Genomic DNA, 25,211 nt, shown 5'->3' with positions numbered 1-25,211 from the left:
TTTCAAGGTCTATTCCTCCAGCGGCTCGCCGGGCCCAAGCGGCCTGCGACACTCGCTCCCCAGATTCGGATTCCGAAGAACCCCGTGGCGGACATAGGCGTCGCAGATGTTACGGGGTCAATTCTGTAACAGCCTCGGAAAGCGCGTTTGCCCCGATCTGTCACATTATCGCCACGCATCGACCAGGTTTACGCAATGCGGGGACGGGAACTTGCCGGAATTGGGGCTGTTTTCGACTCGGCGCCTCCCCCACGAATGCCTGAAATCGGACGCGCGTTACCGGCTCGATACATCATGTAAACGGTCGGCGCGGCGCAGAAAGCCTGCGGTCGGACGCGCGTTACCTGTGTAATGTTACTGGGGGCGGTAACGCCGGAAGCGGCCTGCCCTCGCCTGGACGGTTCAGCCGGCCCTCTGGCCGATCAGCTCGACGATGGCGGCGATCTCCTGGGTCGCGGCGGTGTCGCCCCGCCCCGCCTTGGCCATCAGGCCCGCCACCGCCTCCAGCACCTGGGGACGCACCCGGGCGGTGGGACGGCCTCCGCGGGCGCCGCCGAAGTGCTCGGCCCGGGCCGCCAGGGCCTGGGGCAGGTTGAGCTGCTGCACCAGGGCGTCCACCCTGGCCAGGAGCTCGTCGCCCTCGGCGTCGATGGCCATGACGGCGTCCCAGAGCGGAACCCCCTTGATCGCCCCATAGTCCAGCAGGGCGCGGGCGTGGGAGTGAGACTTGCGGAAGGCGCCGGCCGTGACCTTCACCGAGCCGCGGAAGGCCAGGACGGAGAGCGGCAGAGCGTCATAGGCGTTGAGGCCGAGCTGCCGGCGGGTGACCAGGGCCACCACGGCGATCTGGCGCGCCAGGCCCCGCGGGTCGGGCCCGTGCTCCGATTCCCACAGACCCAGGAACAGGTCATAGACCTTGAGCAGCTTGGTGGCGTGCTCAGCGGACTCGATTGCGGACATCGCCTGGATCTCGCCTGTTCAACCCCTCAGGCGCCCGACATCTGGATTTGCAGATATTCAGGTCGCCCGCCCGTGAGCTAGACGCCGCGCGATACCGCCCCCCGCAGTGGGATTCTGAACTTTTTTTAATCTTGTCGCGCTGGCCCCGGCCAACCGCGCACGAAAAAGGGCGGCGGACCGAAGTCCGCCGCCCCCATTTCGTAAGTTCAGACCAGGCTTAGAAGCGCAGCTTCACGCCACCGAACACCCGGCGACCCACGACGTCGTAGGTGGAGGGATCGGTGCCGGACTGCACGTTCGGCGCGTAGGTCTCGGCTTCCTTGTTGAAGACGTTGTTCACGCCGAGCTTGAACTCGACATTGTCCGTCATCGCCCAGGTGCCGGCCAGGTCGAGGTACCAGACGGCGTCCGGACCCGTGAACTCGGTTTCACCCGGGAACTCGATGTTCAGACGGTTTTCCATGGCGCTGATGTAGCGGGCGCGGGCGTCGAACTTGAAGTCACCAACGGTCCAGTTGGTGTTGATGGTGGCCTTCCAGTCCGGGAAGCTCGTGCCGAGGCCGGCGCCGAAGTAGGAGACGGTGCCCGCGAAGTCGAGTTCCGGCACGCCGGAGATCGGATCCTGCTGCTTGAACTCGATCACGTGGGTCAGCACGACATTGGTCCGGACCGAACCCCAGGTCGGGGGCGCCCCGAGCCATTCCAGATCGAAGCCCCAGTCGAACTGGATGTCGATGCCGGAGGTCTTCTGATGGCCACCGTTGGAGGCGGTGAACTCTTCGTAGTTGTTGTTGGGGTTGTAGACCCAGAGGATGTCGCCACCGGTCCGCAGGATGCCGTCGCAGTTGGTGTTGGTCGGGCTGTAGGTCGGGTTGGTGCCGTAGTAGTTGTAGCAGGCGGCCACGATCTGGTTCGGGGTCGGGGTCAGGATCGCGTCAGTGATCTTGATGTTGTAGTAGTCCACCGAACCCTGCAGACGCGACAGCCACTGGTTTTCCCACGGGGACTTCCAGACGACGCCGGCGGTGAAGGTGGTGCCTTCTTCCGGCTTCAGGGCCTTGTTGCCCAGCAGGTCGACGCCGATCTGCGAACCCGGGGTCTGCACGAAGCTGCCGATGGCCGAGCCGGAGACGCCGCCGTTGAAGCCGGCGGTCTGGCAGAGCGCCGTGACCTGGGCCGCATTGGCGCCCTTGCGGGCCTGGCTGGTGACCGAGCAGGGGTCGAAGTACTGGGGCGAGGAGCCGCCGCCGGAGAACAGTTCCGAGAAGTTCGGGGCGCGGACCGAGCGCTGGTACGAAGCACGAGCGCGCAGGAGGTCGTTGATCTCCCAGTTCAGCTCGGCCTTGTAGGCCCAGACGCCGTCCAGCTCGACCTTGTCGCCGGCGATCTTGTCGGCGAATTCGTTCTTGGAGTAGCGGGCGCCGAGGTCGAGTTCCAGGCTCTTGATGAAGGCCTGATCCTTGATCAGCGGGATGGCGATTTCGCCGAAGTAGTCCTTGAACGAGTTGGTGCCCTTGTCCGGGTTCTGGGTGTTGAAGCCCGAGATGGGGCCCGAGGCCGAACCCGGATCGAAGTTGTATTCGAAGCCGCGATATTCGGCGCCGAGCACGATGGCGACGTCACCGGCCGGCAGTTCGGCGACCTTGCCGGTCACGAAGCCCTGGGCGATCTGGGTGGTCATCGCCGTGGACAGGGTGGTGGCGGAGGCCAGGTAGGTGCGGCAGGCGGCCGAGATCGGCTGACGGCCGAAGATGTTGAAGCCGCCGGCGCAGATGCTGGCGCCGCCGTCGGCCGCTTCGATCAGGGTCTGCAGGCGCTGGGTGTTGAGGTTCCCGGTCTGCGTCTGGTCGATTTCGGTGCGGCCTTCGCTGACCGAGACTTCGAAGTTGAAGCCGGTGTCGGCGATCGGGCCTTTCACGCCGGCCATGAACTGGACGACGGTGTTCTCGTAGTTCGACTGGCGCAGGCCGAGATCCAGGGTGCGCTGACGCATCCGGAAGGGCTCGGTGGCGCCGGCGCCCACCAGGACCGGGTCATCACCCGTCCGCGAGTTCAGCAGGGCGCGCAGGTCGGCGGGGATGAAGGGGTTGGTGACCGGGATCACCAGCTGCTGGGCGACCTGCTGGCCCGGGGTCACCAGGTTGGAGATCACGTCCTGCGTCCGGGCGGTGCTCGGGTTGCGGGTGTTGACGGTCGGGAACGGGGTCGGCGCCAGGGCGGTGGCGGCGTTGTATTCCGTCCAGCCGGCCGAGGCGAAGAACTCGATGCCGTTGTCCAGCTCGTAGTTCACCTTCGTCATGAAGGAGTACCGGTCGAGCGGCAGGGTCAGGATGTTCACATAGTCGAAGTTGTAGCTGTACAGGTCGGGGTACAGGCTCTGGTTCACCGCGCCGTCGATCGGATAGGTGAAGTGCTGAACGTTGAGCGGGTTGTTGAACACGCCCTTGTAGAACAGCGAGCCGTCCATGTTGAAGCCGATGGTCCCCGAGGTCAGGGAGATGGCCGTGGGTGCAACGCCGTAGGTTCCGAAGACGGCATCGAGGGCCGCCTTGGTGGGGGCGTTGGTGTTGGCCCAGAACAGGGCGCCTTCCGGCAGGAAGGAGGTGGTCGAGGTGGCGTTCTGAGAGAAGGGACGCTGCGACTTGATCATCGCTTCGCGATAGGATCGGTCGAAGCCGAACACCGCGTTGCCCTTGCCGTCGGCGAAGTTGCCGCCGATGGCGGCCGACAGTTGGTACTCTTCAGCGTCCCAATATTCGGTGCTGTTGGAGTAGTTGGCGCGGATGTCGACGCCTTCGAAGTTGCGCTTCAGCTTGACGTTGACCGCGCCGGAGATGGCGTCGGCGCCGTAGGCCGCACCGGCGCCGCCGGTGATGACTTCGATGCTCTCGATGAGGGCCTGGGGAATGGTGTTCAGGTCGACCGTGAGGTTGTTGGCCGAGACCATCGGACGGCGGCCGTCCACCAGCACCACGTTACGGTTCGAGCCCAGACCGCGAAGGTCGATGTTGGACTGACCGCCGTTGCCGGGGTTGTTGGAGGTGGTGGTCCCGGACGGGTTCACCTGCGGCAGGGTGTTCAGATAGGTGTCGAGGGTGATGTCCGCATTCGCCACCGTCTGCTCGCCGGTCACCGTCGAGATCGGGCTGTTGGCCACGTAGTCCTGACGGACGATGCGCGAACCGGTGACGACGACTTCGGTGACTTCGCTGTCCTGGGCGTAGGCCGCGGAGGCCGAGAAGGCCGTGATGGCGGCGCCGCAGATCATCGAAGACGCCAGAAGGCGCGATCGCATGGAATTGGTTTTCAAGGTCTAGATCCTCCAGCGGCTCGTTCGATCGTCAGGATCGGGCGAGACCTGCTCCCCACAAATGGACTCGGTCCCAGGGCCGCATGCGGACCCGGTTACCGGGGAGTTACGAAGGTTACCGCGTAACGGTCAACGCCCATTACGGATAGGCAATGTGAAGGGCGCCGACCTGTCGCATTCTGGTCACAGATTACGGGTCGCCCACGGCTCGACGCACTATCTTGCCTGCATCGTCGCCTTTTCGCGGGATTTTTACCTGAAGCCTCGGCGGATTGTGGCGAAACGGGGCACAGGACGCCTCAATCGACCTCGGTCACCGGGCCGAATCCCGCCGGCCCGGCCCGATTGTGGTCGTATTCGTCCCCGGAAATCGCGCCAAGCGCGAGCGTGGGGTCAGGGTCGCGGCTTGCCCACGCAGAGGTAACGGGTGCGGTGATGGTCGACGATGTTGTCGGCCCAGCCGGTGATCTTCGGCGAGACCAGGTTCTTGTTCACATAGAAGAAGACCGGGGCCACCGCGGCGTCATCGAGCATGATCTTCTCGGCCTGGGCCAGATAGGCGGCGCGGACCTTGGCGTCGGGCTCGTTGTCGGCCCGCGCCAGGAGATCGTCGAAGATCGGGTTCTTGTAGTCCCCGTAGTTCTGCGAGCCGGTGGAGGACTGCTGCAGATAGAGGAAGCTCATGGCGTCGTTGTAGTCGGCGATCCAGGCGGCGTCGGCCACCTGGAAGTCCCGCGAGCGGTAGGCGGCGTAGGCGATCTGGGTCTCGTTCTGAACCAGCGCCGTCTCCACCCCCACCTCTTTCCAGTCGGCCTGGACGGCGGGCATGAACAGCATGGGATCGGGCGTGTTGCGGTGCTTGATCTCGATTTTCAGGGGATTGTTCGGGCCGTAGCCCGCCGCGGCCAGCAGACGCCGCGCCTCGGCCTGGCGCTTGGCGAGCGGCCAGGCGGCCCAGGCCGGCGCCGCGGCCTGGGTGTAGTTGGCCACGCCGGGCGGCACGAAGGTGTAGGCCGGCTTCTGGCCGCCGCGCAGCAGCTTGCCGGTGATGAACTCCCGGTCGATGGCCATGTCGAGAGCCATGCGCACCCGCTTGTCCTTGAAGGCCGGCACCGCGGAATTGAAGGCCAGATAGGCCACCCCGAGATAGGTGTAGGTGTGGACATAGTCCGGCATCCGCTCGCGCAGGAAGGCGATGCGGTTGGACTGGATGTCGGCGTTGGCGTCCAGCTCGCCGCGTCGCACGCGGCGCTCGGCGCCGATGGCGTCGTTGGTGGGGTAGTAGTTCACCTGGTCGACGCAGACATTCTTGGCGTCATAGAAGCGCGGGTTCTTCACCGCGGCCACGTGGTCGCCGAGGGACCAGCTCTTCAGCAGATAGGGTCCGTTGGAGACGTAGTGGGCCGGCTGGCTCCAGGCGTCGCCCCACTTCTCCACCACATGCTTGGGCACCGGCAGCATGGTCTGGTGCTTGGCCAGCTCGGGGAGATAGGGGGCCGGGTGCTCGAGGGTGATCTCCAGCACCTTGGGGGACAGGGCGCGGACCCCGAGGGCGTCCTTGGCGGCCTTGCCCTCGTTCACCGGCTGGGCGTTCCTGATGAAATAGAGCAGCGAGGCGTATTCCGACGCCGTCTTGGGATCCATGATCCGCTGCAGGGCGAAGACAAAGTCGTCGGCGGTGACCGGCACCCCGTCGGACCACACCGCGTCGCGCAGGTAGAAGGTCCAGGTGTTGCCGTCGGGGCTGGTGGTCCAGCGCTCGGCCATGCCGGGCACGGACTTGCCGTCCTTGTCGTCGGTGGTCAGCCCCACCATCAGGTCCGAGACGATCCGGTCCTCCCAGGTGCCGGTGATCTTGTGCGGGTCGAGGGAGGCCGGCTCGGAGCCGTTGCCCATCTGCAGGCAGACCTGGCCGGCCGGACAGGGCGGCCGCGAGGCCTTCTGGGTGCAGCCGGCGAGCGCCAGGGCCAGGAGCGAAAAGGCGGCCAGGCCTGCGAGCAGCGTCTTGCCGCGGCCGGGCGCGGCCTTATCAATGCGGGACAATGAGATCATGGGGTCACGGATGACACAGTTTCCTAAGCGCTTAAAGCTGGCCAGCCTTGGCCTGACCGCCCTGGCCTTCGCCGGCGCGGCGAACGCCGCCGAACCCAAGACCGAGGCGCGGACGGCGGTTTTCCAGAACCTGATGGACTGCAAGGGCAAGACTGAGGCGGCCGAGCGGCTGGCCTGCTACGACGCCGCCGTCGCCAGCCTGGATGTCGCCGAGAAGAAGGGCGACATCGTGGTGGTGGACCGCGACCAGGCCCGCGCCGCCCGCAAGCAGGCCTTCGGCTTCTCCATGCCTTCGCTGGCCATGTTCGAGCGCGGCGAGAAGCCCGAGGACCTGGACCGGGTGAGCAGCAATGTCACCAAGGCCTATCAGGGCGGCGACCGGAAGTGGGTCGTGGAGTTGGAGGGCGGAGCCGTCTGGGCGCAGAACGACAGCGAGATCCTGGCCCGCGCGCCGAAGGCCGGCTCCAAGGCCGAGATCCGCAAGGCCTCCATGGGCTACTTCATGAACCTGGACGGCCAGCGGGCGGTGCGGGCGCGGCGGGTGAAGTAGCCCCTCCCCTCACCGGTCCTTCGGGTCGATGGCGTCGCGCAGGCCGTCGCCGATGAAGTTGAAGCTCATCAGGGTGACCACCATGGTCAGCGACGGGAAGACCAGCAGCCACCAGGCCAGCTCCATGTCCTGGGCGCCGCCGGCGATCAGGGTGCCGAGCGAGGCCATGGGGGGCTGGACCCCCAGGCCCAGGAAGCTGAGGAAGCTCTCGGCCAGGATCACGGCGGGGATGGTCAGGGTCACATAGACCACCACCGGCCCCAGCAGGTTGGGGACGATGTGCTTGGCGATGATCGACCCCTGGGTCAGGCCCGCGGCGCGGGCGGCCTCGACGAATTCCTTGTGCTTCAGGGACAGGGTCTGGCCGCGCACGATCCGGCTCATGGTCAGCCACTCCACCGCCCCGATGGCGATGAAGATCAGGATGATGTTGGAGCCGAAGGTCACCATCAGCAGGATGACGAAGAAGATGAAGGGCAGGGAATAGAGCACGTCGACGATGCGCATCATCACCTCGTCGACGACCCCGCCCACGAATCCGGCCACCGCGCCCCAGGCGACCCCGATAACCAGGGAGACCAGGGTGGCGATCAGGCCGATGGCCAGGGACACCCGCAGGCCCATCAGCAGCCGGGCCAGCAGGTCGCGGCCCAGCGAATCGGCGCCCAGCAGGTGGCCGGCCGTGAGCGGCGGCGCCCAGACGTCGTTCTTGTTGATCTGGTCGTAGGCGAAGGGGACCACGTGGGGGCCGATCACCGCCACCAGGACCAGCAGGGCCAGCATGACCATGCCGCCGACGGCGCCACCGTTGCGCAGCAGGCGACGGCGAGCGTCGTCCCACAGGCTGCGGCCGCGGACGGCGGTCTCCATGAGGGCCGCGCCTTCGCGCGAGCCGGGAGCGAGAATCGGAGTGCTCACGACAGCCTCACGCGGGGATCGAGGACCGCATAGAGCAGGTCGGCGACCAGGTTCAGGAACAGGATCAGGGCGGCGTAGAAGATCACCATGCCCATGACGACGGTGTAGTCGCGCTGCAGGGCGCTGATGACGAAGAACTTCCCCAGGCCCGGCAGGTTGAAGATCTTCTCCACCACCAGGGAGCCGGTGAGCAGGCCCGCGCAGGCGGGGCCGAGATAGCTGACCAGGGGCAGGATGGCCGCGCGCAGGGCGTGCTTGAACACCACCCGGTGGGCCGGCAGGCCCTTGGCGCGGGCCGTGCGCACATAGTTGGACTGCAGCACCTCGATCATGCCGGCCCGGGTCAGGCGCGAGATGATGGCGATCTGCGGCAGGGCCAGCACGGTGATGGGCAGGACCAGGTTGGCGAGCGCCCCGTCGTTCCATCCTCCGTTGGGCAGCCACTGCAAGATCGAGCCGAACAGCAGGACCAGCAGGGGCGCGGTGACGAAGGTGGGGATGCAGACCCCGATGATGGCCACCCCCATGACGCCGTAGTCGACCCAGCCGTTCTGCCTCAGGGCCGCCAGGACCCCCAGGGTGACGCCGATGGCGCCGGCGAGGGTTATGGCCGAGAGGCCCAGGGTGAGGCTGACCTTGTAGTTCTCCTGCAGGATCTGCAGGACGGTCTTGTCCTTGTATTTCAGGGACGGGCCGAAATCGCCGTGCAGCACGCCGGTCAGGTAGTCGGCGTACTGGGCGCCGAGCGGCTTATCCATGCCGTACTTGGCCATGACGTTGCGCTCGATCTCTGGCGAGAGCTTGCGGTCCATGTCGAAGGGGCTGCCTGGGGCGGCCCGCATCATGAAGAAGGCCAGGGTCACGACGAGGAACAGCGTCGGAATGGCCACGAGAAGTCGGCGGCCTATGAAACGCAACATGGGTTTTGGGAGCTCGACGTGGAGGCCTTTTGACGGCCGGGCGTTGCGAAAGTTTCACTGGCCCTTGATGATGTCAACGAAGGGCCTCTCCCCAGCTTAGTGAAGTCAGACCATGACCGAATTTCGACGCGTCACCGACCAGCTCTCCGTGAGCCCCCAGATCAGCCTGGAAGACCTGCCCCGCGCCGCGGCGATGGGGTTCAAGCTGGTGATCAACAATCGCCCAGACGGAGAGGATCCGGCCCAGCCGTCGAGCGCCGCCGTCGAGGCCGCGGCCAAGGCCGCGGGCCTGGCCTACGCCTATATCCCGGTGCGGGGCGGGCCGACCCAGGAGCAGGTGGCCGAGGAGCGCTCGATCCTGGAGAACTCCGAGGGCCCGGTCCTGGCCTTCTGCCGGTCGGGCACGCGCTCGATCATCACCTGGTCGCTGGGCGAGGCCATGGACGGCGCGCGCTCGCGCGACGAGCTGGTGAAGCTGGGGGAACAGGCCGGCTACGACCTGAACGGGGTGCTTCCGACTTCTTGAAGAACGCGCGATGGTCGCCGAACCCGGTATCCACTTTCGGCTATCGCGCTTAGCCCGGCATCGAGATGGGCACGCGGACCGCGCCCAGCAGGGCCGGTTCGTCGGGCTCGCAGCTGGCCATGGTCAGGACCAGTTGGGCCGTCATGAGACACATCAGGGCGAAGACCACCCGCTGAAGCCGTTTTGAAACAAACATCGCCGCCTGCGCCGCCATAACCGCCTCACATCACTGGAATTGAGGCTCACAGCGCAAACTCGGCGCCGCCGAAAGGACACCTTCGATGATTCCCTATGTCCGCGAGATCAAGTTCGACTACGGCAAGGTCGACCAGGTCTCCCCCCTGATCCGGCGGGTGGTGGCCAACAATCCGGGGCCCTTCACCTATCTGGGCACCGGCACCTACATCGTCGGCCGCGGCCAGGTGGCGGTGATCGATCCCGGCCCCGACATGGACGACCACCTGGAGGCGATCCTGGCCGCCCTGGAGCCCGGCGAGACGGTCAGCCACATCCTGATCACCCACCACCACACCGACCACTCGCCCCTGGCCGGGCCGCTGAAGGCGCGGACGGGCGCGCCGATCTATGGCTGCGCGGTGGCCCACGCGCCGACCGACGACAGCGGCGTGCGCATGGAGGCCGGTCACGACCACGACTTCGCCCCCGATGTCAGCCTCTGCGGCGGCGGCCAGGTGCTCGAGGGGCCGGGCTGGACGATCGAGGCCATCGCCACCCCGGGCCACACCTCCAACCACATCTGCTACGCCCTGCGCGAGGAGAACGCCCTGTTCTCCGGCGACCACATCATGGGCTGGTCGACGACGGTGATCACCCCGCCGGACGGCGACATGACCGACTACATGGAGAGCCTGGACAAGGTGAAGGCCCGCGAGTTCTCGGTCCTGTGGCCGACCCACGGCCCGCCGATCACCGAGGTCACCCCCTTCATCGAGGGCTATATCGCCCACCGCCGCGCCCGCGAGGCCCAGGTGCTGAAGGCGGTCACCGAGGGCCACGGCAGGATCCGCGACATGGTCCCGGTGCTCTATGCCGACGTCGATCCGCGCCTGCATCCGGCGGCGGCCCGCTCGGTGCTGGGCCACATGATCGACCTGGTGCGGCGGGGGCTGGTGACCACGGACGGGACGCCGGGGCCCGACAGCGAGTACCGGGCGGTGGAGAGGGCCTAGCTCCGCATCGCGCCGATCAGCTCGGTCACCCGGGCGCAGTTGGCGCCGAAGTCGGGGACGGGGACGCGGCCGATGGCGCGGACATCGATGCGGGCGCCCTGGGGGGCCGGCAGGACGCGGACCACCACGTCGTTCTTCAGGCCGAAGGCGGGGCTGCGGCCGGTGGCCTCGATGCGGCCGCTGGCGGGATCGTCGGTGACCAGGGCCAGGCCCGCCTGCTCCACCGCGGCCTTGGCCTTGGCGTAGGCGGCGCCGGGGGCGGCCGACAGCAGCAGGGGCCGAGCCTGGGCGCAGGTCTCGGCGTTGATCTCGGCGACCCGGCGGCCGGCATAGGCGGCGGAATCCAGCGGCCGCACGGGATCGGCCTCCACCATGATCGCCTCGGGACCGCGCTCGCGCATCATCTTCTGGGAGAAGGTCAGCGGCATGCTCCAGTCGGTGGAGACGTCGTTGATCGGCGGGTTGGTCACCTGGGCCTGCCGGGCCCAGACATAGGCCCCGAAGGTGGCGCCGCAGATCGCCAGGACCAGCAGGGCGCGGGCCCAGAAGCGGCCGAAGCCCGAGAACAGGGCGATGATCACCCCCAGGAGGCCGGCGGCCACCGCCACCAGGGCCACCTTGGGCGCCCATTCCAGGGCGATGACGCCGAGGCCGGTCTTCCAGTCCATCAGGCCCGAGCGGGTGCCCAGCATACCAGCGCCCACCATCAGGGCCGGGGCGAGGGCCACCAGGGTGGCGAGGTTCAGGTAGAAGCCGGCGAAGCCCCCGCTCCGCTTGCGCGGCTTGCGGCGCTCGTGCGGCAGGGGCATGGCCAGGGGCGCCTCCGGGGCGGCCTCGGGCCGGGGAAGATCGGCGTGCGCCGCGGCGTCGGCCCGCGGCTCAGCGGGAAAAGGGGCGCCGGCCTCCGCCGTGGCCTCCGGCGCGTCGGCGGCGTCGGGGGCGGGGAACGAGGCCAGGGTCGGCGTCACCACGGTCAGGCCGGAATAGGCCTCCTCCTGCACCGGCTTGGCGGCCGGGGACCAGGCGGTGTGGTCGGCGGTGGGCGGCTCGGGCGGCGGGGCCGGGTGCGCCTCGGCGTGGGTCTCCGGCTCCGGGGCGTAGATCTTGGGCTCCGGCGGGGCGGCCAGGGCCGCGCCGGCCGCCGTGGCGGCGACGGCGGTGGGCAGGACATAGTCGGCCATCCGGGTGCGGATCAGCTTCTTGTCGATCTTGCCGGTGGCGCCGAGCGGGATGTCGTCGACGAAGACCACGTCGTCGGGCATCCACCACTTGGCGATCTTGCCCTCGAGGAAGGCGAGGAACTCCTCCTTGGTGGCGGTCTGGCCGGGGCGCAGCTTGACCAGCAGCAGGGGCCGCTCGTCCCACTTGGGGTGCGGCATGCCGATCACGGCGGCCAGCTCGGCCTTGGGGTGGCCGGCGGCGATGTTCTCGATCTCGATGGTGCTGATCCACTCGCCGCCGGACTTGATGACGTCCTTGGCGCGGTCGGTGATCTGCATGAAGCCGTGCTCGTCGAGGGTGGCGACGTCGCCGGTGTCGAAGAAGCCCTGGTCGTCGAGGATGTCGCCGCCATCGCCCTTGAAGTACTCGCCCACCACGAACGGGCCCTTCACCAGGAGCTTGCCGAAGGTGTGGCCGTCGCGGGGCAGGTCGTGGCCCGCGTCGTCGGTGAGCCGCAGGTCGATGCCCAGCGGCGGCCGGCCCTGCTTGAGCTGGAAGCGAAGCTGGGCCTCGTCGTCCATGGCCGCGATCTTGTGGTTCGGGGTGGCCTGGGTGCCCAGCGGCGAGGTCTCGGTCATGCCCCAGGCGTGGGTGACGGCCACGCCGTAGTCGTCGCGGAAGGCGCGCACGATGGCCTCGGGCACGGCCGAGCCGCCGATGACCACGCGCTTGAGGCTGTTCAGGGTCCCGTTGGTCTCGCGCAGGTGGGTCAGCAGCATCTGCCAGACCGTGGGTACGGCGGCGGAGAAGGTGACCTGCTCGCTCTCCAGCAACTCGTGGATCGAGGCGCCGTCCAGCTTGGCGCCGGGCATCACCAGCTTGGCGCCCACGGCGGGCGCGGAGAAGGCCACGCCCCAGGCGTTGGCGTGGAACATCGGCACCACCGGCAGGACGGTGTCGAGGGCCCCGATGCCGAGCACGTCGGCGCCCATGGTCACCAGGGTGTGCAGGAAGTTGGAGCGGTGCGAGTAGAGCACCCCCTTCGGGTTGCCCGTGGTGCCGGAGGTGTAGCAGAGGCCGGCCGGGGAATTCTCGTCGAAGCCGCCCCAGACGGCGTCCTCGGAGACCTGGGACAGCAGGCTCTCATAGGAATGGGCGCCGGGCAGGTCGGCGGTCATGTGGCCGTCGTCGGTGAAGACGATGATGTGCTGAACGGTGGGGATCTGGTCGCGGATAGAGGCCAGGATGGGCAGGAAGGTCAGGTCGGTGAAGATGACCTTATCTTCGGCATGGTTGATGATGTAGACGAGCTGCTCGGAGAACAGGCGCGGGTTGAGGGTGTGGCAGACCGCCCCCATCCCCATGATCCCGTACCAGGCCTCGATGTGGCGGGCGGTGTTCCAGGCCAGGGTCGCGACCCGGTCGCCGGGCTGGATGTTCAGGCCCCGCAGGACGTTGGAGACCCGCTTGGCCCGCGCGTGGACCTCAGCATAGGTGGTGCGGACGATCGGGCCCTCGACGGAGCGCGAGACGATCTCGCGGTCCCCGTGCCAGGACTTGGCGTGGTCGAGTATGCGGTCGACCGTTAGCGGCCAGTCCTGCATCCTGCCTTGCATCGAAAGCGTCCTCCAACTTCGGCCTCTGAACGGGCGCGCGACAAGCTAGTTTCGCACGCGCCGGGGCGCAACGCCGCGCCCCCGTGACGCGAGGGGTTTGGTTAGCATTTGCGTCAGGCGTGCGCGACCGGCCAGCGCCCCGTCCCGCCATTGTCGATCAACAGGCCGGTGAGGGTGCGGTCGGCGTGCTGGGCGCGCCAGGTCAGCATGGCCTGGGCGTGGGCCAGGATCACGCCGGTGTCGGTGACCGGCGTGCGCCAGGTGGGATCGGCGGCCAGGTCGAAGCAGAGCCAGTCCCCGTCGCCGAACTGGACATAGGCGGCGGTCTCGGAGCGCAGCACCGCCAGGTTCTGGCGCTCCATCCGCCGGTCCCAGGGCCAGGCCTGCGGACCTTTCGGTATGTTGGAGCCGCGCCAGTCGAACTCCCAGTGGGCGGCGGCGCGCCAATGGGGCGGGTCCTCGCCCGCGAGGAAGGGCGTCAGCGGCAGGCCGTCGCACTGGTCGGGCACGGGAATCCCCATGGCCTCGCAGAGGGTGGGCAGGATGTCGACGTTCTCGGTGAAGCGGTCGACCACGCTGCCGTGGGCCCGGGTCCGGCGCGGGTCCCGGACGACATTGAGGATATGATAGCTCTCCTCGAAGAAGCCCGACTTCTGGATCAGGCCGTGGTCGCCGAGTTGCTCGCCGTGGTCGGCGGTGACGACGATGAAGGTGTCCTCCCACTGGCCCGACGCCTCCAGGGCGGCCCACAGGCGGCCGAGCTGGTGGTCGACCTCACTGACCATGCCGAAATACTGCGCCTGGAGCCGAGCCATCTCGGCGGGATCCTCGGGCGCGCCGATGGCGCGGCGCAGGCCGTCGTGCAGGCGGTGGCGGTCCTGCGACGGCGCGATGGGCGGCGCCATGGCGGCCGGATCGTACATCTCCGCGAAATGCCCCGCCGCGCCATAGGGCGGATGGGGGCGAAGCTGGGACAGGTGGGCGAACCAGGGCCCGTCCTGGGCGGCGATCCAGTCCAGCAGGACGTCGGTGTGATAGGCCGACAGGCTGTGTTCGGCGGGCCGGCCGGGCTCGCCGCCCACGGCGCCCTCATAGTCGTCGGGGACCTCGTGCCCCAGGTCGCGCAGCCAGCGGACCCAGACGCCGGGATCGTGGGTGGCGAAGTTCAGGCCGACCTCGAAGCCCGGCAGCACCCCTTCCCAGGACCGGAGGCGGGGATCGTCGGGGCCGGTGGCGTCGCGGGGATCGACCGCCTGGTCGGTGTAGCCGAAGAGGGTCGGCCTATAGCCCGCCCGCCGCGCGGCCTTGGCCACATTGTCCAGCCGCCGGTCCAGCGGCGTGCCGTTGGCCACCACCCGGTGATTGAGCTGGTAGGTCCCGGTGTAGAGGCTGGCCCGCCCGGGGCTGCAGGGGGCGGCCTGGCTGTAGTGGCGCGCGAACCGCACGCCCTGCGCCGCCAGCCGGTCCAGGTTCGGCGTGCGCACGATGGGATGGCCCGCCGCCGAGAGGGCGTCGCCGCGGAACTGGTCGAGGGTGATGAAGAGGATGTTCACCCCGCCACCATGGACGAGGCGCGGCGGGGAAGGAAAGAGCCTAGGCCACCGCGCGGCGGGCGGGGGCGGCGGCGCGCAGTTCGCGCTCGACGGTCTCCACCACGTCGGTGCCGCCGAAGGGTTTCACCAGGCCGGCCCGGGCGCCCAGGCCCACGGCGCGCTGGAAGTCGGCCTCGCTGAGTCGCTTGCCCATCACCAGGACCGGGAAGGCCAGGCCCTCCCCGTCGGGATCGAGGGCGCGCAGGACCGCGAACCCATCCATCCCCGGCAGATCCAGCTCCAGCAGCAGGGCGTCGGGGGCCACCTGCTCGAGGGTCTCCAGCGCCGCCTCGCCGGTGCGGGCGGTGAAGGTCTCGCAGCCAGCCAGTTCCAGCCGGATCTGCAGCAGCTCCAGGACGGTGCGGTCGGGATCGCAGATCACGATCCGGCGGCCTTGGGTTTCGTGGGTCATGGGCAGCCTTTCCGCGCGGACCGGTTGGGGACGAGTGTCGGCTCAGAACAGGTCAAGGTCGCCCGCCTCGTCGCCGTCGTTGAGACCTTTTTCCTCGCCGCCCAGGGCGGTGAACATCCGGTCGGCCAGGGCCGCGAGCTTCATGTCCCCCAGGGCGTCCTGCACCGAGGCGGTGACGTCGTCGGAGATCTCGTCGCTGAGGTGACGGGCGAAGGCGGCCAGGCTGGTGAGCTGCTGGCCCAGCAGGTCCACCGTCTGCATCCCCTCCACCAGCTTCTCGCGATGCTCCTGGGGCAGGATGTGCAGCAGCTCGGCCACCAGGACGTCGAGCTTCATGCAGCGGGCGCCGGCCAGCTCGATCTCCCAGGAGAGCACGCCCACCATGTTGGAGACGCTGGCCTCCAGGACGTCCGCGGTCTGCGTCTGCGCGCCCATAACACCGATCCCCGAGTTGTGTCGGAAGACCCTGTGCGGTCGCGGCTAACAGACCATGAATCAGGCCCGGGCTGCGACGTCCCCGCACAGGCTCAAAACGGGGTGTCCGGGACCCGGGTCAGCGGGCGTAGCGGGTGGACCAGGCCTCGGCGGAGTCCTCGGCCGGCCCCGAGGCGTCGACGCGGGTCCAGGCCACCGGGCCGATGTCGCGGGCCAGCTGCATGGTCAGGGTGGCCAGGGTGGCGTCGGAGGCGTCGCCGGTGCGGCCCTGGATGCGTCCGGCCAGGATCTCCGGGGCGGCCTCCAGCCAGACCCCGTGGAAGGGGACCCCGGCCCCCGCCGCCAGGGCCTCGACCCGGACCCGCAGCTCCGGCTGGATGAAGGTGGCGTCCAGCACCACCGCCCGGCCGGCCGCCAGCAGCTCGGCGGCGTCGGCGAACAGGGTGTCGTAGACCTGGTCGTAATAGGCCTGGGAATAGACCTCGCTGGAGAGCGGCTGGTCGTGGGCCGCGCCCAGCAGCCGCTTGCGCACTTCGTCGGTGCGCAGCACCACCGCGCCCGGCGAGGCGCCGAGGCCCGGCGCGATCAGCCGCGCGAAGGTGGACTTGCCGGTCCCCGACAGGCCGCCGACGGCCGCCAGGCTGGGGGCCGCGGGGGTCAGGTGGGCGATGGCGGCGTCGAGATAGGCCAGGGCGCCGGGGTCGTCGCCGCTGTTGGCGCAGACATGGGCGCGGACCGCGGCGCGCACCGCCAGCATCAGCGGCAGGGCGGCCAGGCCCTGGCGCAGCTCGCGCCCCCAGACCCGGGCGGCCTCGTCCAGATAGGCCGACAGGGCGCGGACCGCGGCGTCGGAGCGCCGGCGGAACTGCAGGTCCATCAGCAGGAAGGCCAGGTCGTACTGGACGTCGATCTCCGAGAGCACGTCGTTGAACTCGATGCAGTCGAAGAGGATCGGCCGGCCGGCCTCCAGCAGGATGTTCCCCAGGTGCAGGTCGCCGTGGCAGTGGCGGCCGAAGCCGGCGGCGCGGCGGGCGTCCAGCAGGGGCTCTTGGCGGAAATACTCAGCGTCAGTGGCCGCCACCAGGCGCTCGACCCGCGCGGCGCCCAGGCGCGGCGCCAGGCCCCGCAGCAGGTGGGCGTTGGAATCGATGGTGTATTTCAGGGCCGCCCCGCCGCCGCCCTTGGGCCGGATCGGGGCCGCGGCGTGGAAGCCGGCCACCGTGCGCCCGAGCGCGTCGGCCAGGGGACCGTCGACCGCCCAGGGTTGGGCCGACAGCACCGCATGCTCGTCGAAGCGGCGCATCTCGAGGGCGAACTCGACGGTCTCGCCGGGGCCGTCCAGTTCCAGCCCGCCACCCGCGGCGCGGCTGACCCGCCGGACGGCGCGGTAGATGTCCGAGGCCGCGGCGCGGTTGAAGCTGAGCTCCCGCTCCAGAGCCCAGTGGCGCAGGTCCAGGGTGGAGTAGTCGAGATAGCCGAGATCGACGTGGCGCTTGACCTTGAAGGCCTGGTCGCCGGCCAGATAGACCCGGGCGCAGGCGGTCTCGATGGCGCGCTCGGAGCGGCCCTCGAACCAGGCCGCCACCTCGGCTTCCTGGCCGTCGGTCAAGGATAGAGCCGGGTCGTGGTCCAGCCCGAACCCTCGCGCTGGAAGACCAGGCGCTCGTGCAGGCGGAACGGGCGGTCGCGCCAGAACTCGATGACGTGGGGGGTGATGCGGAAGCCGCGCCAGTGCGGCGGGCGCGGCACCTTGGAGATGCCGAACTTCAGGCCGAACTCGGCGATGCGCTTTTCCAGGGCCAGGCGGTCGGGCAGGGCCTGGGACTGCTGGGAGGCCCAGCCGCCGATCTGGGCGGGCCGGGCGCGGGTGGCCCAGTAGGCGTCGGCCTCGGCGTCGGTGACGTGGGAGACCGGCCCGCGGACCCGCACCTGGCGGCGCAGGGACTTCCAGTGGAACAGCAGGGCGGCCTGGGGATTGGCGGCCAGTTCGCGGCCCTTGGCGCTGGTCTCGTTGGAATAGAAGACGAAGCCCCGCTCGTCGGCCTCCTTCAACAGCACCATGCGCACGTCGGGCAGGCCATCGGTGTCGGCGGTGGCCAGGGCCATGGCGTTGGCGTCGTTGAGCTCCTTGTCCAGGGCTTCGCCCAGCCAGGTGTTGAACAGGGCCATGGGGTCCTCCTCCGTCAGGAGCGGGAGGGGATGGGCCTCCGTGACGCTGCGGACGTAGTCGTCCTCGCTCGGCGAGGCGGGAATGGCGGGCTTGTCGGTCATGCTCGGCATATAGCGCAGGCGTGGCCCAGCGTCAGGGGCTTAACCCCGCATTGACCGCGTCTTCCTAAGACTGCGCGGGATGGCCGGGGCGAACACAACCACGATGAGCGTGAAGCGGGCGCGCGAGGTACTGGGCGCGGGCCCCCTCGCCGGCCCCGCCGAGCTGCGCCGCGCCTTCCGCGAGGCCGCCAAGCGCGCCCACCCCGATCGCAAGGGCGGCGACGCCGAGCGCTTCCGCGAAGTGGTGGAGGCCTATCGCATCCTGCAGATCGCGCCGGCGCCGCGCGACCGGGTCGGCCAGCCGCCGGCCACGGTGAGCCGCCCGGTCGCCGCCTCCCCCACCCTGTCGGTCCCGCCCCTGGTGGCCATGGCCGGCGGCAAGGTGGAGCATCGGCTGCCCGACGGCCGCCGGGTGAAGATCGACCTGCCCCCCGGCCTGCGGGCCGGCGACACGGTCCGCGCCGGCGAGGCCGAGCTGGACGTGGTCATCCGCGGCGACGGCGAGATGCTGGTGCGCGGCGACGACCTCTGGATCACCGTGAAGATCGAACCGCGCCTGCTGGCCGAGGGCGGCCGCATCGGGGTGGAGACGCCCCTGGGCCGCCGCGTGGTCTGGATCACCCGGAAGGCCTGCGAACGCGGCCTGATCCGCCTGGTGGGCCAGGGCCTGCCGGCGCGCGGCCGCCACCGCCAGGGGCACCTGTTCCTGCGCCTGGCCGCCGACAGCCAGAGCGGGGATTCCGCCGCCCGCGCCCAGCTCCGCCGCTTCGCCGCGGCCTGGGCGGCCTAGCCAGAAACCGCCCGCGCGGTTAGAAGCGCCGCCATGTCGCACAACACCTTCGGCCACCTGTTCCGTGTCACCACCTGGGGCGAAAGCCATGGGCCGGCGCTGGGCTGCGTGGTGGACGGGTGCCCGCCCAACATCAAGCTGACCGCCGAAGAGATCCAGGTGTGGCTGGACAAGCGGCGCCCCGGCCAGGGCAAGTTCGTCACCCAGCGCCAGGAGCCGGACGCGGTGAAGATCCTGTCGGGGGTGTTCGCCGACGACCGCACCGACGGCCAGGTCACCACCGGCACGCCGATCTCGATGATCATCGAGAACGTCGACCAGCGCAGCCGCGACTACGGGGAGATCGCCCAGGCCTTCCGCCCCGGCCACGCCGACTACGCCTATTTCGCCAAGTACGGGGTGCGCGACTATCGCGGCGGCGGCCGGGCCTCGGCCCGCGAGACCGCCGCCCGCGTCGCCGCCGGCGCCGTGGCCCGCAAGATCCTGGCCGGCGTGACGATCCGCGGCGCGGTGGTGCAGATCGGGCCCCACGCCATCGACCGCGCCCGCTTCGACTGGGACCAGACCACCCAGAACCCCTTCTGGTGCCCCGATCCCGCGATGGTGGGCGTCTGGGAAGAGCACCTGGAACAGGTCCGCAAGGCCGGCTCCTCCACCGGCGCCATCGTCGAGGTCGAGGCCATGGGCGTGCCCGCCGGCTGGGGCGCGCCGATCTACGGCAAGCTCGACGCCGAGCTGGCCGGCGCCCTGATGTCCATCAACGCCGCCAAGGGGGTGGAGATCGGCGCGGGCTTCGCCTCGGCCGCCTTCTCCGGCGAGGAGAACGCCGACGAGATGCGGATGGGCAATGAGGGGCCGATGTTCCTTTCCAACAGCGCCGGCGGCATCCTGGGGGGTATCTCCACCGGTCAATCGGTGGTGGCGCGCGTCGCCTTCAAGCCCACCTCCTCCATCCTTTCCCTGCGCCGCTCCATCAACGAGGCCGGCGAGGAGATCGAGCTGCGCACCAAGGGCCGCCACGACCCCTGCGTGGGCCTGCGCGCCGTGCCGGTGGTGGAGGCCATGACCGCCTGCGCCCTGGCCGACGCCTTCCTGCGGCACCGGGCCCAAACGGGTGGCGAAGCCTTCTTGCCCGGCAGGGTTGCGGAAGACTGAGCGCGGACCCAGGCCCGCGCCGCGCCCTGCCTTCGCCCTTGCGGGATCGAATTGATCGAACAGTACTATTCGGCGTTGACCGAACTTGTTACGCCCCGTTATTGAGCGCCTCCTGCGCTTCCGGCTCTTGATTCCGACGGCCGCCGTGGCGTCCATTTTTCTAGGTTAGATTGCAGCGACGCCCCGTGCGGCTTGACCTTCTCAAGATCCTGCTCGTCGACGACAACCCCCACATCCGGGTTCTGTTGTCGGAGATCCTGCGCGCGGTGGGCGTGAACAACATCTATGAGGCCAGCGACGGCGCCGAGGCCCTGCAGCGCATGCGGGCCCACGCCATCGACATCGTCATGACCGACCTGGCCATGGAGCCCCTGGACGGCATCGACTTCGTGCGGCTGCTGCGCAACTCCGCCGACAGCCCCAACCAGATGGCGCCGGTGATCATGATCACCGGTCACTCCACCCTGCGGCGGATCCACGAGGCCCGCGACGCCGGGGTCAACGAGTTCCTGGCCAAGCCCCTGACCGCGCGCGGCGTGCTGGACCGGCTGCAGAAGATCATCGACCACCCCCGGCCCTTCGTCCGCACCGACGACTATTTCGGCCCCGACCGCCGCCGCAAGGTCGACCCCGACTATGACGGCCCCCGCCGCCGCGCCGCCGACCGCGCCGCCGCCGGCCCGGTCCCCCGCAGCCCCAAGCGCTGAGACGCCGCGGCCCGCCACCTTTTGGTATGGTTTGGCGGTTAACCGTACGGGACCATCCGGGGACCCCAGCATGACACTCGCCCGCACCGCCGCCACCGGCGCCCTGTTCCTGGCGCTTGGCCTATCCCAGTCGGGCTGCATCGCCATGGCCGCCGGCGCCGTGGTGGGCACCGCCGTGGGCGTCACCGCCAGCGCCGTCGGCATGACCGCCAAGGGCGCGGGCATGGTGGTGGGGGCGATGATCCCCGGCGACGGCAAGGACGACGAGACCCGTGACGACCGCAAGCGGCGCTAGCCGACCGCCGCCGGCTCAGAAGCGGTAGCCGACCTTGGCGTAGTAGAAACCGCCGTTGATGCCGAAGGGCGAGAAGGCGGGATAGACCTCCACGGCCGGATTGCCGGCCGCGGCGCTGGCGGCGAGACCCGCGGCGTTCACGCGATTGGGCCGCACGTCGAAGAGGTTGTTGGCCCCGAGCGTGAGGCTGACCCGCTCCGTCACCCGGTAGCCCACCACCAGGTCGGTGATCAGCTTGGCGCCGGCCTTGTCGAGATAGTAGCGGCCGTCGCCGGGATCGGCGTAGCGAGACGCCTGGCCGTACCAGGTCTCCCGCAGGTCGACGCTCCAGCGCCCGGCCTGCCAGAGGGCGCCGGCCACCAGTTTTGACTTCGGTGACGCGGTTTCCAGGGTGGACAGCGCCACCTTGTCGAACAGACTCTGGCCGGAGGCGGCCAGTTGGGCGGGCGTGGCCCGCACGCTGGTGACCTTGGTCTGGTTGTAGTTGGCCGCCAGGGTCCAATCGATCCGGCCCGGCGCGCCGTAGCTGTTGGACCAGGTGACCACCAGATCCGCGCCCCGGGTGCGGGTGTCGACGCCGTTGGAGAAGACGTTGACGCCGCTGAAGGGCACGGGCTCCAGCACGTTGCCGTTGGCGGCGATGGCGGCGTTGACCGCCGCCGAGCGGACCACGCCGTTGGCGTAGCCGTAGAGGGTGCCCGATCCCACGACCCTGTCCTCGACCTCGATCTGGTAGGCGTCGAGGGTGATCACCACGCCCGCGCCGGGGCGGGCCAGGACGCCGGCGCTGAAGTTCACCGACTTCTCGGGCTTCAGCTTGTCGATGCCGATCAGGGCGGCGGCCGGCGCGTTGGGCGGCAGCTGCACATAGGCCGAGTTGGGCTGGACGTTGGTGGCGGAATAGTAGCTCTCCGCCAGGGTCGGGGCGCGGAAGCCCGTGCTGGCGGTGCCGCGGATGGCGAAGGCCGGGGTCACGTCCCAGCGACCGGTGAGCTTGCCCACGGTGGTGTCGCCGAAGTCGCTGAACCGCTCGTGGCGCACGGCGATGTCGAGGGTGGTGTCCGGCGCGGGCGCGAAGGCGAGGTCGGCGTAGAGGGCCCAGTTGTCACGCCTGTGCTTGCCGGCGTCGGTCAGGGCGAAGCCCGGATAGGACTGGGAGCCGGCCTTGTAGCGGGAGGCCGCGTCGCCGGCCCGGATCTCGTAGATCTCCTCCCGGCGCTCGATCCCCGCGGCGAAGGTGGCCGGGCGCGCCAGCAGGTCGAAGGGCCGGGCGAGGTCCAGGGTGGTGGTCCACTGGGTGGCGATGAAGTCGCCGGCGTGGAAGTCGGACGGCGTCCTTCCCGTGTCGTTATAGAGATCGACATTGGCCGAGTTGGTGACGTTGACGGCGATGTCGTCGCGGCCCCAGGTGCTCGACAGGTCCCAGGTCCAGCCGCCGGCCACCCCCGCGACGCCGCCGGTGAGGGCGTAGTCCTGCTCCTTGGTGGTGTCGATGGGATCGAAGCCCTGGGGGTAGAGGGCCGGCAGCCGGGTGGGGGTGCGGAAGTTGGCCCAGCCGCCGCCGTACTTGGCGCCGTAGGTGGCCGTGGCGTAGGCGCGGGTCTCGCCGCCCAGGTCGGCGCCGGCGTTCACGGTCACCAGGTTCAGCTGGTAGCGGGCGTCGCCGAAGATCTTGTTGAGGTAGGGATAGCCCGGCAGGTTTCGCCACTCCGGATGCGCGCCCGATGCGATGGCCTGCTCGACCCGCTGGTCGGGGCCGCCGCGGTTGGAATAGCTGTGGTAGCGCGAGAGGGCGGTGACGTTGACGAAGGCGTTGTCGGCCGGGCGGAAGCCGGCGTTGAGGGAGACCTCGCCGGTGTCGCCATCGCCCTCGAAATACTGGCCGGCCATGACGTCGGCCGAGCCGCCGGCGTCGTCCTGCTTGAGGATGACATTGATGACTCCGGCGATGGCGTCCGAGCCGTACTGGGCCGCGGCCCCGTCCTGCAGGACCTCGATGCGGGCGATGGCCGCGGGCGGAATGAAGTTGAGGTCGGCCGCCGCCCCGCCCTGATAGGCGCTCGACAGGATCGCCAGGTTCGAGGTGCCGTGCCGCCGCTTGCCGTTGATCAGCACCAGGGCGTGGTTGGGGCTGAGCCCCCTCAGGCGGGCCGACAGCGTCTCGTTGGCCGTGTCGCCGCCCACGGCCTGGGCGGTGAAGGACGGGACCATCAGGGCCAGGGTGTTGACGAGGTCGGTGGAGGCGCTCCGCTCCAGGGCCGCCTGGCCGACCACCTGGATCGGCGCGGCGCTGTCGCTGGCCCGCAGGCCGGTGACCCGGGTGCCGGTGACGATCAGCTCGTCGACGGAGGTGTCCTGGTCCGCGAAGGCCTGACCTGCCAGGCCAAGGCCGAGAGCCAAGCCGCACGCCGTCCCCAACCACTTTCGCATCGCCGTTCCCCCCGGAAGCTTTACCGGCGGATTAGAGGCGGCGCGGCGACGGCGTCAACCCGCGGTGGCGCCTAGAGGTTTAGCGCGCAGCTCTCGTTGATGGTCGGGCGCGAGACCACGATGCGGCACAGGCCCGGGAACGGGGCCTTCAGCCGCTCGGCGAAATAGAGGCAGAGGTGTTCGAGGGTCGGGCGCTCCAGGCCGGGCTTCTCATTGAGCAGGCCGTGGTCCAGCTCTGCCGCCACCCCGCGCAGGGCCGCGTCCAGGTCGGCCAGGTCGGCGACCCAGCCCACCGGCTCCTGGGGCGCGCCGCGAACGGTGGCCTCCACCTTGAACGAGTGGCCGTGCAGGCGCGAATAGGGCCGGTGTTCCGGCCCATCCTCGAAATAGTGCGCCGCGTCGAAGGTCGCGGACTTGGTGATCTCGAAAATCGGGGCGGTCATCAGCTGTCTTTGGCGTCCGGCAGGGCGCGTGAGCCCTATGGGATGCCGAGGTATTTGTGGGTTTGGACGCTTAAACGCCACTGGGGGTGTGCGATGCAATAGGCGATCGCCGCCTGGGTGTTTTCGACGCGCGCCGGACCATCCATCGGCTGCAGCAGGAAGCGCTCGAAATCCCAGCCCTCGAAGGCCGCCGGATCGACGCCCGGCTGCGGGAAGACCAGCTTCAGCTCCTGGCCCGAGCGCTGGACGACGGCGGCGTCGGCCTTGGGGCTGACGCAGATCCAGTCGACGCCCTCGGGCGCCGCCAGGGTGCCGTTGGTCTCCAGGGCGATGGCGAAGCCGCGCGCGTGCAGGGCCGCGATCAGGGGTGGGTCCAGCTGCAGCAGGGGTTCGCCGCCGGTGCAGACCACCAGGCGGTTGTCGGGGCCGCCGGTCCACTTGCCGGCCACGGCGTCGGCCAGGGCGTCGGGCGTGGCGAACCGGCCGCCGCCCTCGCCGTCCAGGCCCACGAAGTCGGTGTCGCAGAAGGTGCAGACGGCGGTGGCGCGGTCCTGCTCGCGGCCGGACCACAGATTGCAGCCGGCGAAGCGGCAGAAGACGGCGGGGCGACCGGCCTGGCCCCCCTCCCCCTGCAGGGTCAGGAAGATCTCCTTGACCGAATAGCTCACAGGACAAGCTCCGGGCGGCCGGCGGCCACCCATTCGTTCCAGCCCTTGATGCGCAGCTCGCAGGCCGGGCAGTCGCCGCAGCCGTGGCCCCAGGGGTGCAGGTCACCGCGCTCGCCGCGGTAGCAGGTGTGGCTGTCGGCGACGATCAGCGCCACCAGGGCCTCGCCGCCGAGGGTCTTCGACAGCGCCCAGGTCTCCGCCTTGGTCAGCTGCATCAGCGGGGTCTCGATGACGAAGTCCTGGGCCATCCCCATGTTCAGGGCCGTCTGCAGGGCGTCGAGGCTGTCGCGGCGGCAGTCGGGATAGCCGGAGAAGTCGGTCTCGCACATGCCCCCCACCAGGAAGCGGGCTTCGCGGCGGTCGGCGAGCGCCGCGGCATAGGTGAGGAACACCAGGTTGCGGCCGGGGACGAAGGTGTTGGGCAGGCCCTTCTCGGTGATCTCGAAGGCCCGCTCGGTGGTCATGGCGGTCTGCCCCACCGCCCCGAAGCCGGTCAGGTCCAGGACGTGGTCCTCCCCCAGCTTGCCGGCCCACCGGGGAAAGCGCTGGGCGATGGCGGCGCGCACCACCTGGCGCTGGGCCATCTCCACGGCGTGGCGCTGGCCATAGTCGAAGCCGACGGTCTCCACGTGGTCATGGCGCTCCAGGGCCCAGGCCAGGCAGACGCTGGAGTCCTGGCCGCCGGAGAACAGCACGATGGCGCGCGATGCTTGGCTCATGCCCCCATATGCGGCAGCCGAGGCCAAATCGGAAGGCTTGGGCGGCGCCCCGCATCCCCTTTCGCGCGCCCCCTCGCCCGCCCCCGCGCGA

The 25,211-nt window shown here is 69.5% G+C and carries 22 protein-coding genes; 7 read left to right on the top strand and 15 right to left on the bottom strand.

The annotated features are described in order from the left end of the window. Window positions 1-402: 402 nt before the first annotated feature. From AC1RN5_RS15020 to AC1RN5_RS15010, 3 genes are all read right to left on the bottom strand, one after another. Window positions 403-960, bottom strand: coding sequence for a hypothetical protein (locus tag AC1RN5_RS15020; RefSeq protein WP_493041963.1), 558 nt, complete (start codon window positions 958-960; stop codon window positions 403-405). 217 nt (window positions 961-1,177) lie between these two features. Further along, window positions 1,178-4,255, bottom strand: a complete 3,078-nt coding sequence (locus AC1RN5_RS15015; RefSeq protein WP_493041962.1) for a TonB-dependent receptor domain-containing protein — start codon at window positions 4,253-4,255, stop codon at window positions 1,178-1,180. A 408-nt stretch (window positions 4,256-4,663) separates the two neighbouring features. Continuing rightward, window positions 4,664-6,322, bottom strand: a complete 1,659-nt coding sequence (locus AC1RN5_RS15010; RefSeq protein ID WP_493041960.1) for a peptide ABC transporter substrate-binding protein — start codon at window positions 6,320-6,322, stop codon at window positions 4,664-4,666. A 10-nt stretch (window positions 6,323-6,332) separates the two neighbouring features. On the opposite strand from AC1RN5_RS15010, the gene AC1RN5_RS15005 reads away from it, so the two are divergent. Then, the gene (locus AC1RN5_RS15005; RefSeq protein WP_493041959.1) at window positions 6,333-6,872 is read left to right on the top strand and encodes a hypothetical protein; all 540 of its coding nucleotides are present in this window, start codon (window positions 6,333-6,335) and stop codon (window positions 6,870-6,872) included. Between the two features lie 9 nt (window positions 6,873-6,881). On the opposite strand, the gene AC1RN5_RS15000 is transcribed toward AC1RN5_RS15005, so the two are convergent. Continuing rightward, window positions 6,882-7,790, bottom strand: coding sequence for an ABC transporter permease (locus AC1RN5_RS15000; protein WP_493041958.1), 909 nt, complete (start codon window positions 7,788-7,790; stop codon window positions 6,882-6,884). After that, window positions 7,787-8,710, bottom strand: coding sequence for an oligopeptide ABC transporter permease OppB (gene oppB, locus AC1RN5_RS14995; protein WP_421934914.1), 924 nt, complete (start codon window positions 8,708-8,710; stop codon window positions 7,787-7,789). The genes AC1RN5_RS15000 and oppB overlap by 4 nt, the downstream gene beginning before the upstream one ends. Before the next feature lie 112 nt (window positions 8,711-8,822). Here oppB and AC1RN5_RS14990 point away from each other — a divergent pair, with 112 nt between their 5' ends. Further along, window positions 8,823-9,236 carry a protein tyrosine phosphatase family protein gene (locus AC1RN5_RS14990; RefSeq protein WP_493041957.1) on the top strand — a complete coding sequence of 138 codons (414 nt, stop codon included), beginning with the start codon at window positions 8,823-8,825 and terminating at the stop codon, window positions 9,234-9,236. Window positions 9,237-9,517: 281 nt separating this feature from the next. Further along, complete coding sequence (locus AC1RN5_RS14985; protein WP_493041956.1) at window positions 9,518-10,426, top strand: MBL fold metallo-hydrolase; 909 nt, start codon at window positions 9,518-9,520, stop codon at window positions 10,424-10,426. Here the strand turns inward: AC1RN5_RS14985 and AC1RN5_RS14980 are convergent. The 6 genes from AC1RN5_RS14980 to pdxH all read right to left on the bottom strand — a co-directional run bounded on the left by AC1RN5_RS14980 (window position 10,423) and on the right by pdxH (window position 17,913). Beyond that, complete coding sequence (locus tag AC1RN5_RS14980; RefSeq protein WP_493041955.1) at window positions 10,423-13,203, bottom strand: long-chain-fatty-acid--CoA ligase; 2,781 nt, start codon at window positions 13,201-13,203, stop codon at window positions 10,423-10,425. The two genes, AC1RN5_RS14985 and AC1RN5_RS14980, sit on opposite strands and share 4 nt — an antisense overlap. Window positions 13,204-13,316: 113 nt before the next feature. Then, a complete protein-coding gene (locus AC1RN5_RS14975) occupies window positions 13,317-14,756 on the bottom strand; it encodes a sulfatase-like hydrolase/transferase (RefSeq protein ID WP_493041954.1) in 1,440 nt (479 codons plus the stop codon). Between the two features lie 40 nt (window positions 14,757-14,796). Further along, the gene (locus tag AC1RN5_RS14970; RefSeq protein WP_493041953.1) at window positions 14,797-15,207 is read right to left on the bottom strand and encodes a response regulator; all 411 of its coding nucleotides are present in this window, start codon (window positions 15,205-15,207) and stop codon (window positions 14,797-14,799) included. 42 nt (window positions 15,208-15,249) lie between these two features. Then, complete coding sequence (locus AC1RN5_RS14965) at window positions 15,250-15,642, bottom strand: DUF8776 family protein (protein WP_493041952.1); 393 nt, start codon at window positions 15,640-15,642, stop codon at window positions 15,250-15,252. Window positions 15,643-15,760: 118 nt separating this feature from the next. Continuing rightward, entirely contained in the window at window positions 15,761-17,251 is a 1,491-nt protein-coding gene (locus AC1RN5_RS14960) for a bifunctional aminoglycoside phosphotransferase/ATP-binding protein (RefSeq protein ID WP_493041951.1), read from the bottom strand. Next, window positions 17,248-17,913: a pyridoxamine 5'-phosphate oxidase gene (pdxH, locus tag AC1RN5_RS14955; protein WP_493041950.1), complete on the bottom strand. Its 666-nt coding sequence runs from the start codon at window positions 17,911-17,913 to the stop codon at window positions 17,248-17,250. The genes AC1RN5_RS14960 and pdxH overlap by 4 nt, the downstream gene beginning before the upstream one ends. A 103-nt stretch (window positions 17,914-18,016) precedes the next feature. Here pdxH and AC1RN5_RS14950 point away from each other — a divergent pair, with 103 nt between their 5' ends. The 4 genes from AC1RN5_RS14950 to AC1RN5_RS14935 all read left to right on the top strand — a co-directional run bounded on the left by AC1RN5_RS14950 (window position 18,017) and on the right by AC1RN5_RS14935 (window position 20,860). Then, complete coding sequence (locus AC1RN5_RS14950) at window positions 18,017-18,703, top strand: J domain-containing protein (protein WP_493041949.1); 687 nt, start codon at window positions 18,017-18,019, stop codon at window positions 18,701-18,703. A 33-nt stretch (window positions 18,704-18,736) separates the two neighbouring features. Then, window positions 18,737-19,858, top strand: a complete 1,122-nt coding sequence (aroC, locus tag AC1RN5_RS14945; RefSeq protein ID WP_493041948.1) for a chorismate synthase — start codon at window positions 18,737-18,739, stop codon at window positions 19,856-19,858. A gap of 185 nt (window positions 19,859-20,043) precedes the next feature. Next, a complete protein-coding gene (locus tag AC1RN5_RS14940; RefSeq protein ID WP_493041947.1) occupies window positions 20,044-20,565 on the top strand; it encodes a response regulator in 522 nt (173 codons plus the stop codon). 70 nt (window positions 20,566-20,635) lie between these two features. Next, the gene (locus tag AC1RN5_RS14935) at window positions 20,636-20,860 is read left to right on the top strand and encodes a hypothetical protein (protein WP_493041946.1); all 225 of its coding nucleotides are present in this window, start codon (window positions 20,636-20,638) and stop codon (window positions 20,858-20,860) included. 15 nt (window positions 20,861-20,875) lie between these two features. Here AC1RN5_RS14935 and AC1RN5_RS14930 read toward each other — a convergent pair whose 3' ends face one another. The 4 genes from AC1RN5_RS14930 to queC all read right to left on the bottom strand — a co-directional run bounded on the left by AC1RN5_RS14930 (window position 20,876) and on the right by queC (window position 25,120). Next, window positions 20,876-23,260 (bottom strand): TonB-dependent receptor plug domain-containing protein, encoded by a 2,385-nt coding sequence (locus tag AC1RN5_RS14930; protein ID WP_493041945.1) that lies wholly within the window; start codon window positions 23,258-23,260, stop codon window positions 20,876-20,878. A 101-nt stretch (window positions 23,261-23,361) separates the two neighbouring features. Beyond that, complete coding sequence (locus AC1RN5_RS14925; protein WP_421934900.1) at window positions 23,362-23,733, bottom strand: 6-carboxytetrahydropterin synthase; 372 nt, start codon at window positions 23,731-23,733, stop codon at window positions 23,362-23,364. 35 nt (window positions 23,734-23,768) lie between these two features. After that, window positions 23,769-24,401, bottom strand: a complete 633-nt coding sequence (gene queE, locus AC1RN5_RS14920) for a 7-carboxy-7-deazaguanine synthase (RefSeq protein ID WP_493041944.1) — start codon at window positions 24,399-24,401, stop codon at window positions 23,769-23,771. After that, window positions 24,398-25,120, bottom strand: a complete 723-nt coding sequence (queC, locus tag AC1RN5_RS14915; protein ID WP_493041943.1) for a 7-cyano-7-deazaguanine synthase QueC — start codon at window positions 25,118-25,120, stop codon at window positions 24,398-24,400. The genes queE and queC overlap by 4 nt, the downstream gene beginning before the upstream one ends. Between the last annotated feature and the right edge of the window lie 91 nt (window positions 25,121-25,211).

Source organism: Phenylobacterium sp. GW821-FHT12F10 (assembly GCF_058806695.1).
The sequence above is the reverse complement of the archived record's forward strand: the minus strand, read 5'-3'. Positions and strand labels throughout refer to the sequence as shown.

What these genes read in the sequence shown, in the direction of transcription:
- AC1RN5_RS14925 (WP_421934900.1), bottom strand. Translation starts at nt 23,733, where the DNA reads ATGACCGCCCCGATTTTCGAGATCACCAAGTCCGCGACCTTCGACGCG.
- AC1RN5_RS14970 (WP_493041953.1), bottom strand. Translation starts at nt 15,207, where the DNA reads ATGACCCACGAAACCCAAGGCCGCCGGATCGTGATCTGCGATCCCGAC.
- AC1RN5_RS14980 (WP_493041955.1), bottom strand. Translation starts at nt 13,203, where the DNA reads ATGCAAGGCAGGATGCAGGACTGGCCGCTAACGGTCGACCGCATACTC.
- oppB (WP_421934914.1), bottom strand. Translation starts at nt 8,710, where the DNA reads ATGTTGCGTTTCATAGGCCGCCGACTTCTCGTGGCCATTCCGACGCTG.
- AC1RN5_RS14965 (WP_493041952.1), bottom strand. Translation starts at nt 15,642, where the DNA reads ATGGGCGCGCAGACGCAGACCGCGGACGTCCTGGAGGCCAGCGTCTCC.
- AC1RN5_RS14985 (WP_493041956.1), top strand. Translation starts at nt 9,518, where the DNA reads ATGATTCCCTATGTCCGCGAGATCAAGTTCGACTACGGCAAGGTCGAC.
- AC1RN5_RS15010 (WP_493041960.1), bottom strand. Translation starts at nt 6,322, where the DNA reads ATGATCTCATTGTCCCGCATTGATAAGGCCGCGCCCGGCCGCGGCAAG.
- AC1RN5_RS15015 (WP_493041962.1), bottom strand. Translation starts at nt 4,255, where the DNA reads ATGCGATCGCGCCTTCTGGCGTCTTCGATGATCTGCGGCGCCGCCATC.
- AC1RN5_RS15020 (WP_493041963.1), bottom strand. Translation starts at nt 960, where the DNA reads ATGTCCGCAATCGAGTCCGCTGAGCACGCCACCAAGCTGCTCAAGGTC.
- AC1RN5_RS14990 (WP_493041957.1), top strand. Translation starts at nt 8,823, where the DNA reads ATGACCGAATTTCGACGCGTCACCGACCAGCTCTCCGTGAGCCCCCAG.
- AC1RN5_RS15005 (WP_493041959.1), top strand. Translation starts at nt 6,333, where the DNA reads ATGACACAGTTTCCTAAGCGCTTAAAGCTGGCCAGCCTTGGCCTGACC.
- AC1RN5_RS14935 (WP_493041946.1), top strand. Translation starts at nt 20,636, where the DNA reads ATGACACTCGCCCGCACCGCCGCCACCGGCGCCCTGTTCCTGGCGCTT.
- queC (WP_493041943.1), bottom strand. Translation starts at nt 25,120, where the DNA reads ATGAGCCAAGCATCGCGCGCCATCGTGCTGTTCTCCGGCGGCCAGGAC.
- AC1RN5_RS14950 (WP_493041949.1), top strand. Translation starts at nt 18,017, where the DNA reads ATGAGCGTGAAGCGGGCGCGCGAGGTACTGGGCGCGGGCCCCCTCGCC.
- aroC (WP_493041948.1), top strand. Translation starts at nt 18,737, where the DNA reads ATGTCGCACAACACCTTCGGCCACCTGTTCCGTGTCACCACCTGGGGC.
- pdxH (WP_493041950.1), bottom strand. Translation starts at nt 17,913, where the DNA reads ATGACCGACAAGCCCGCCATTCCCGCCTCGCCGAGCGAGGACGACTAC.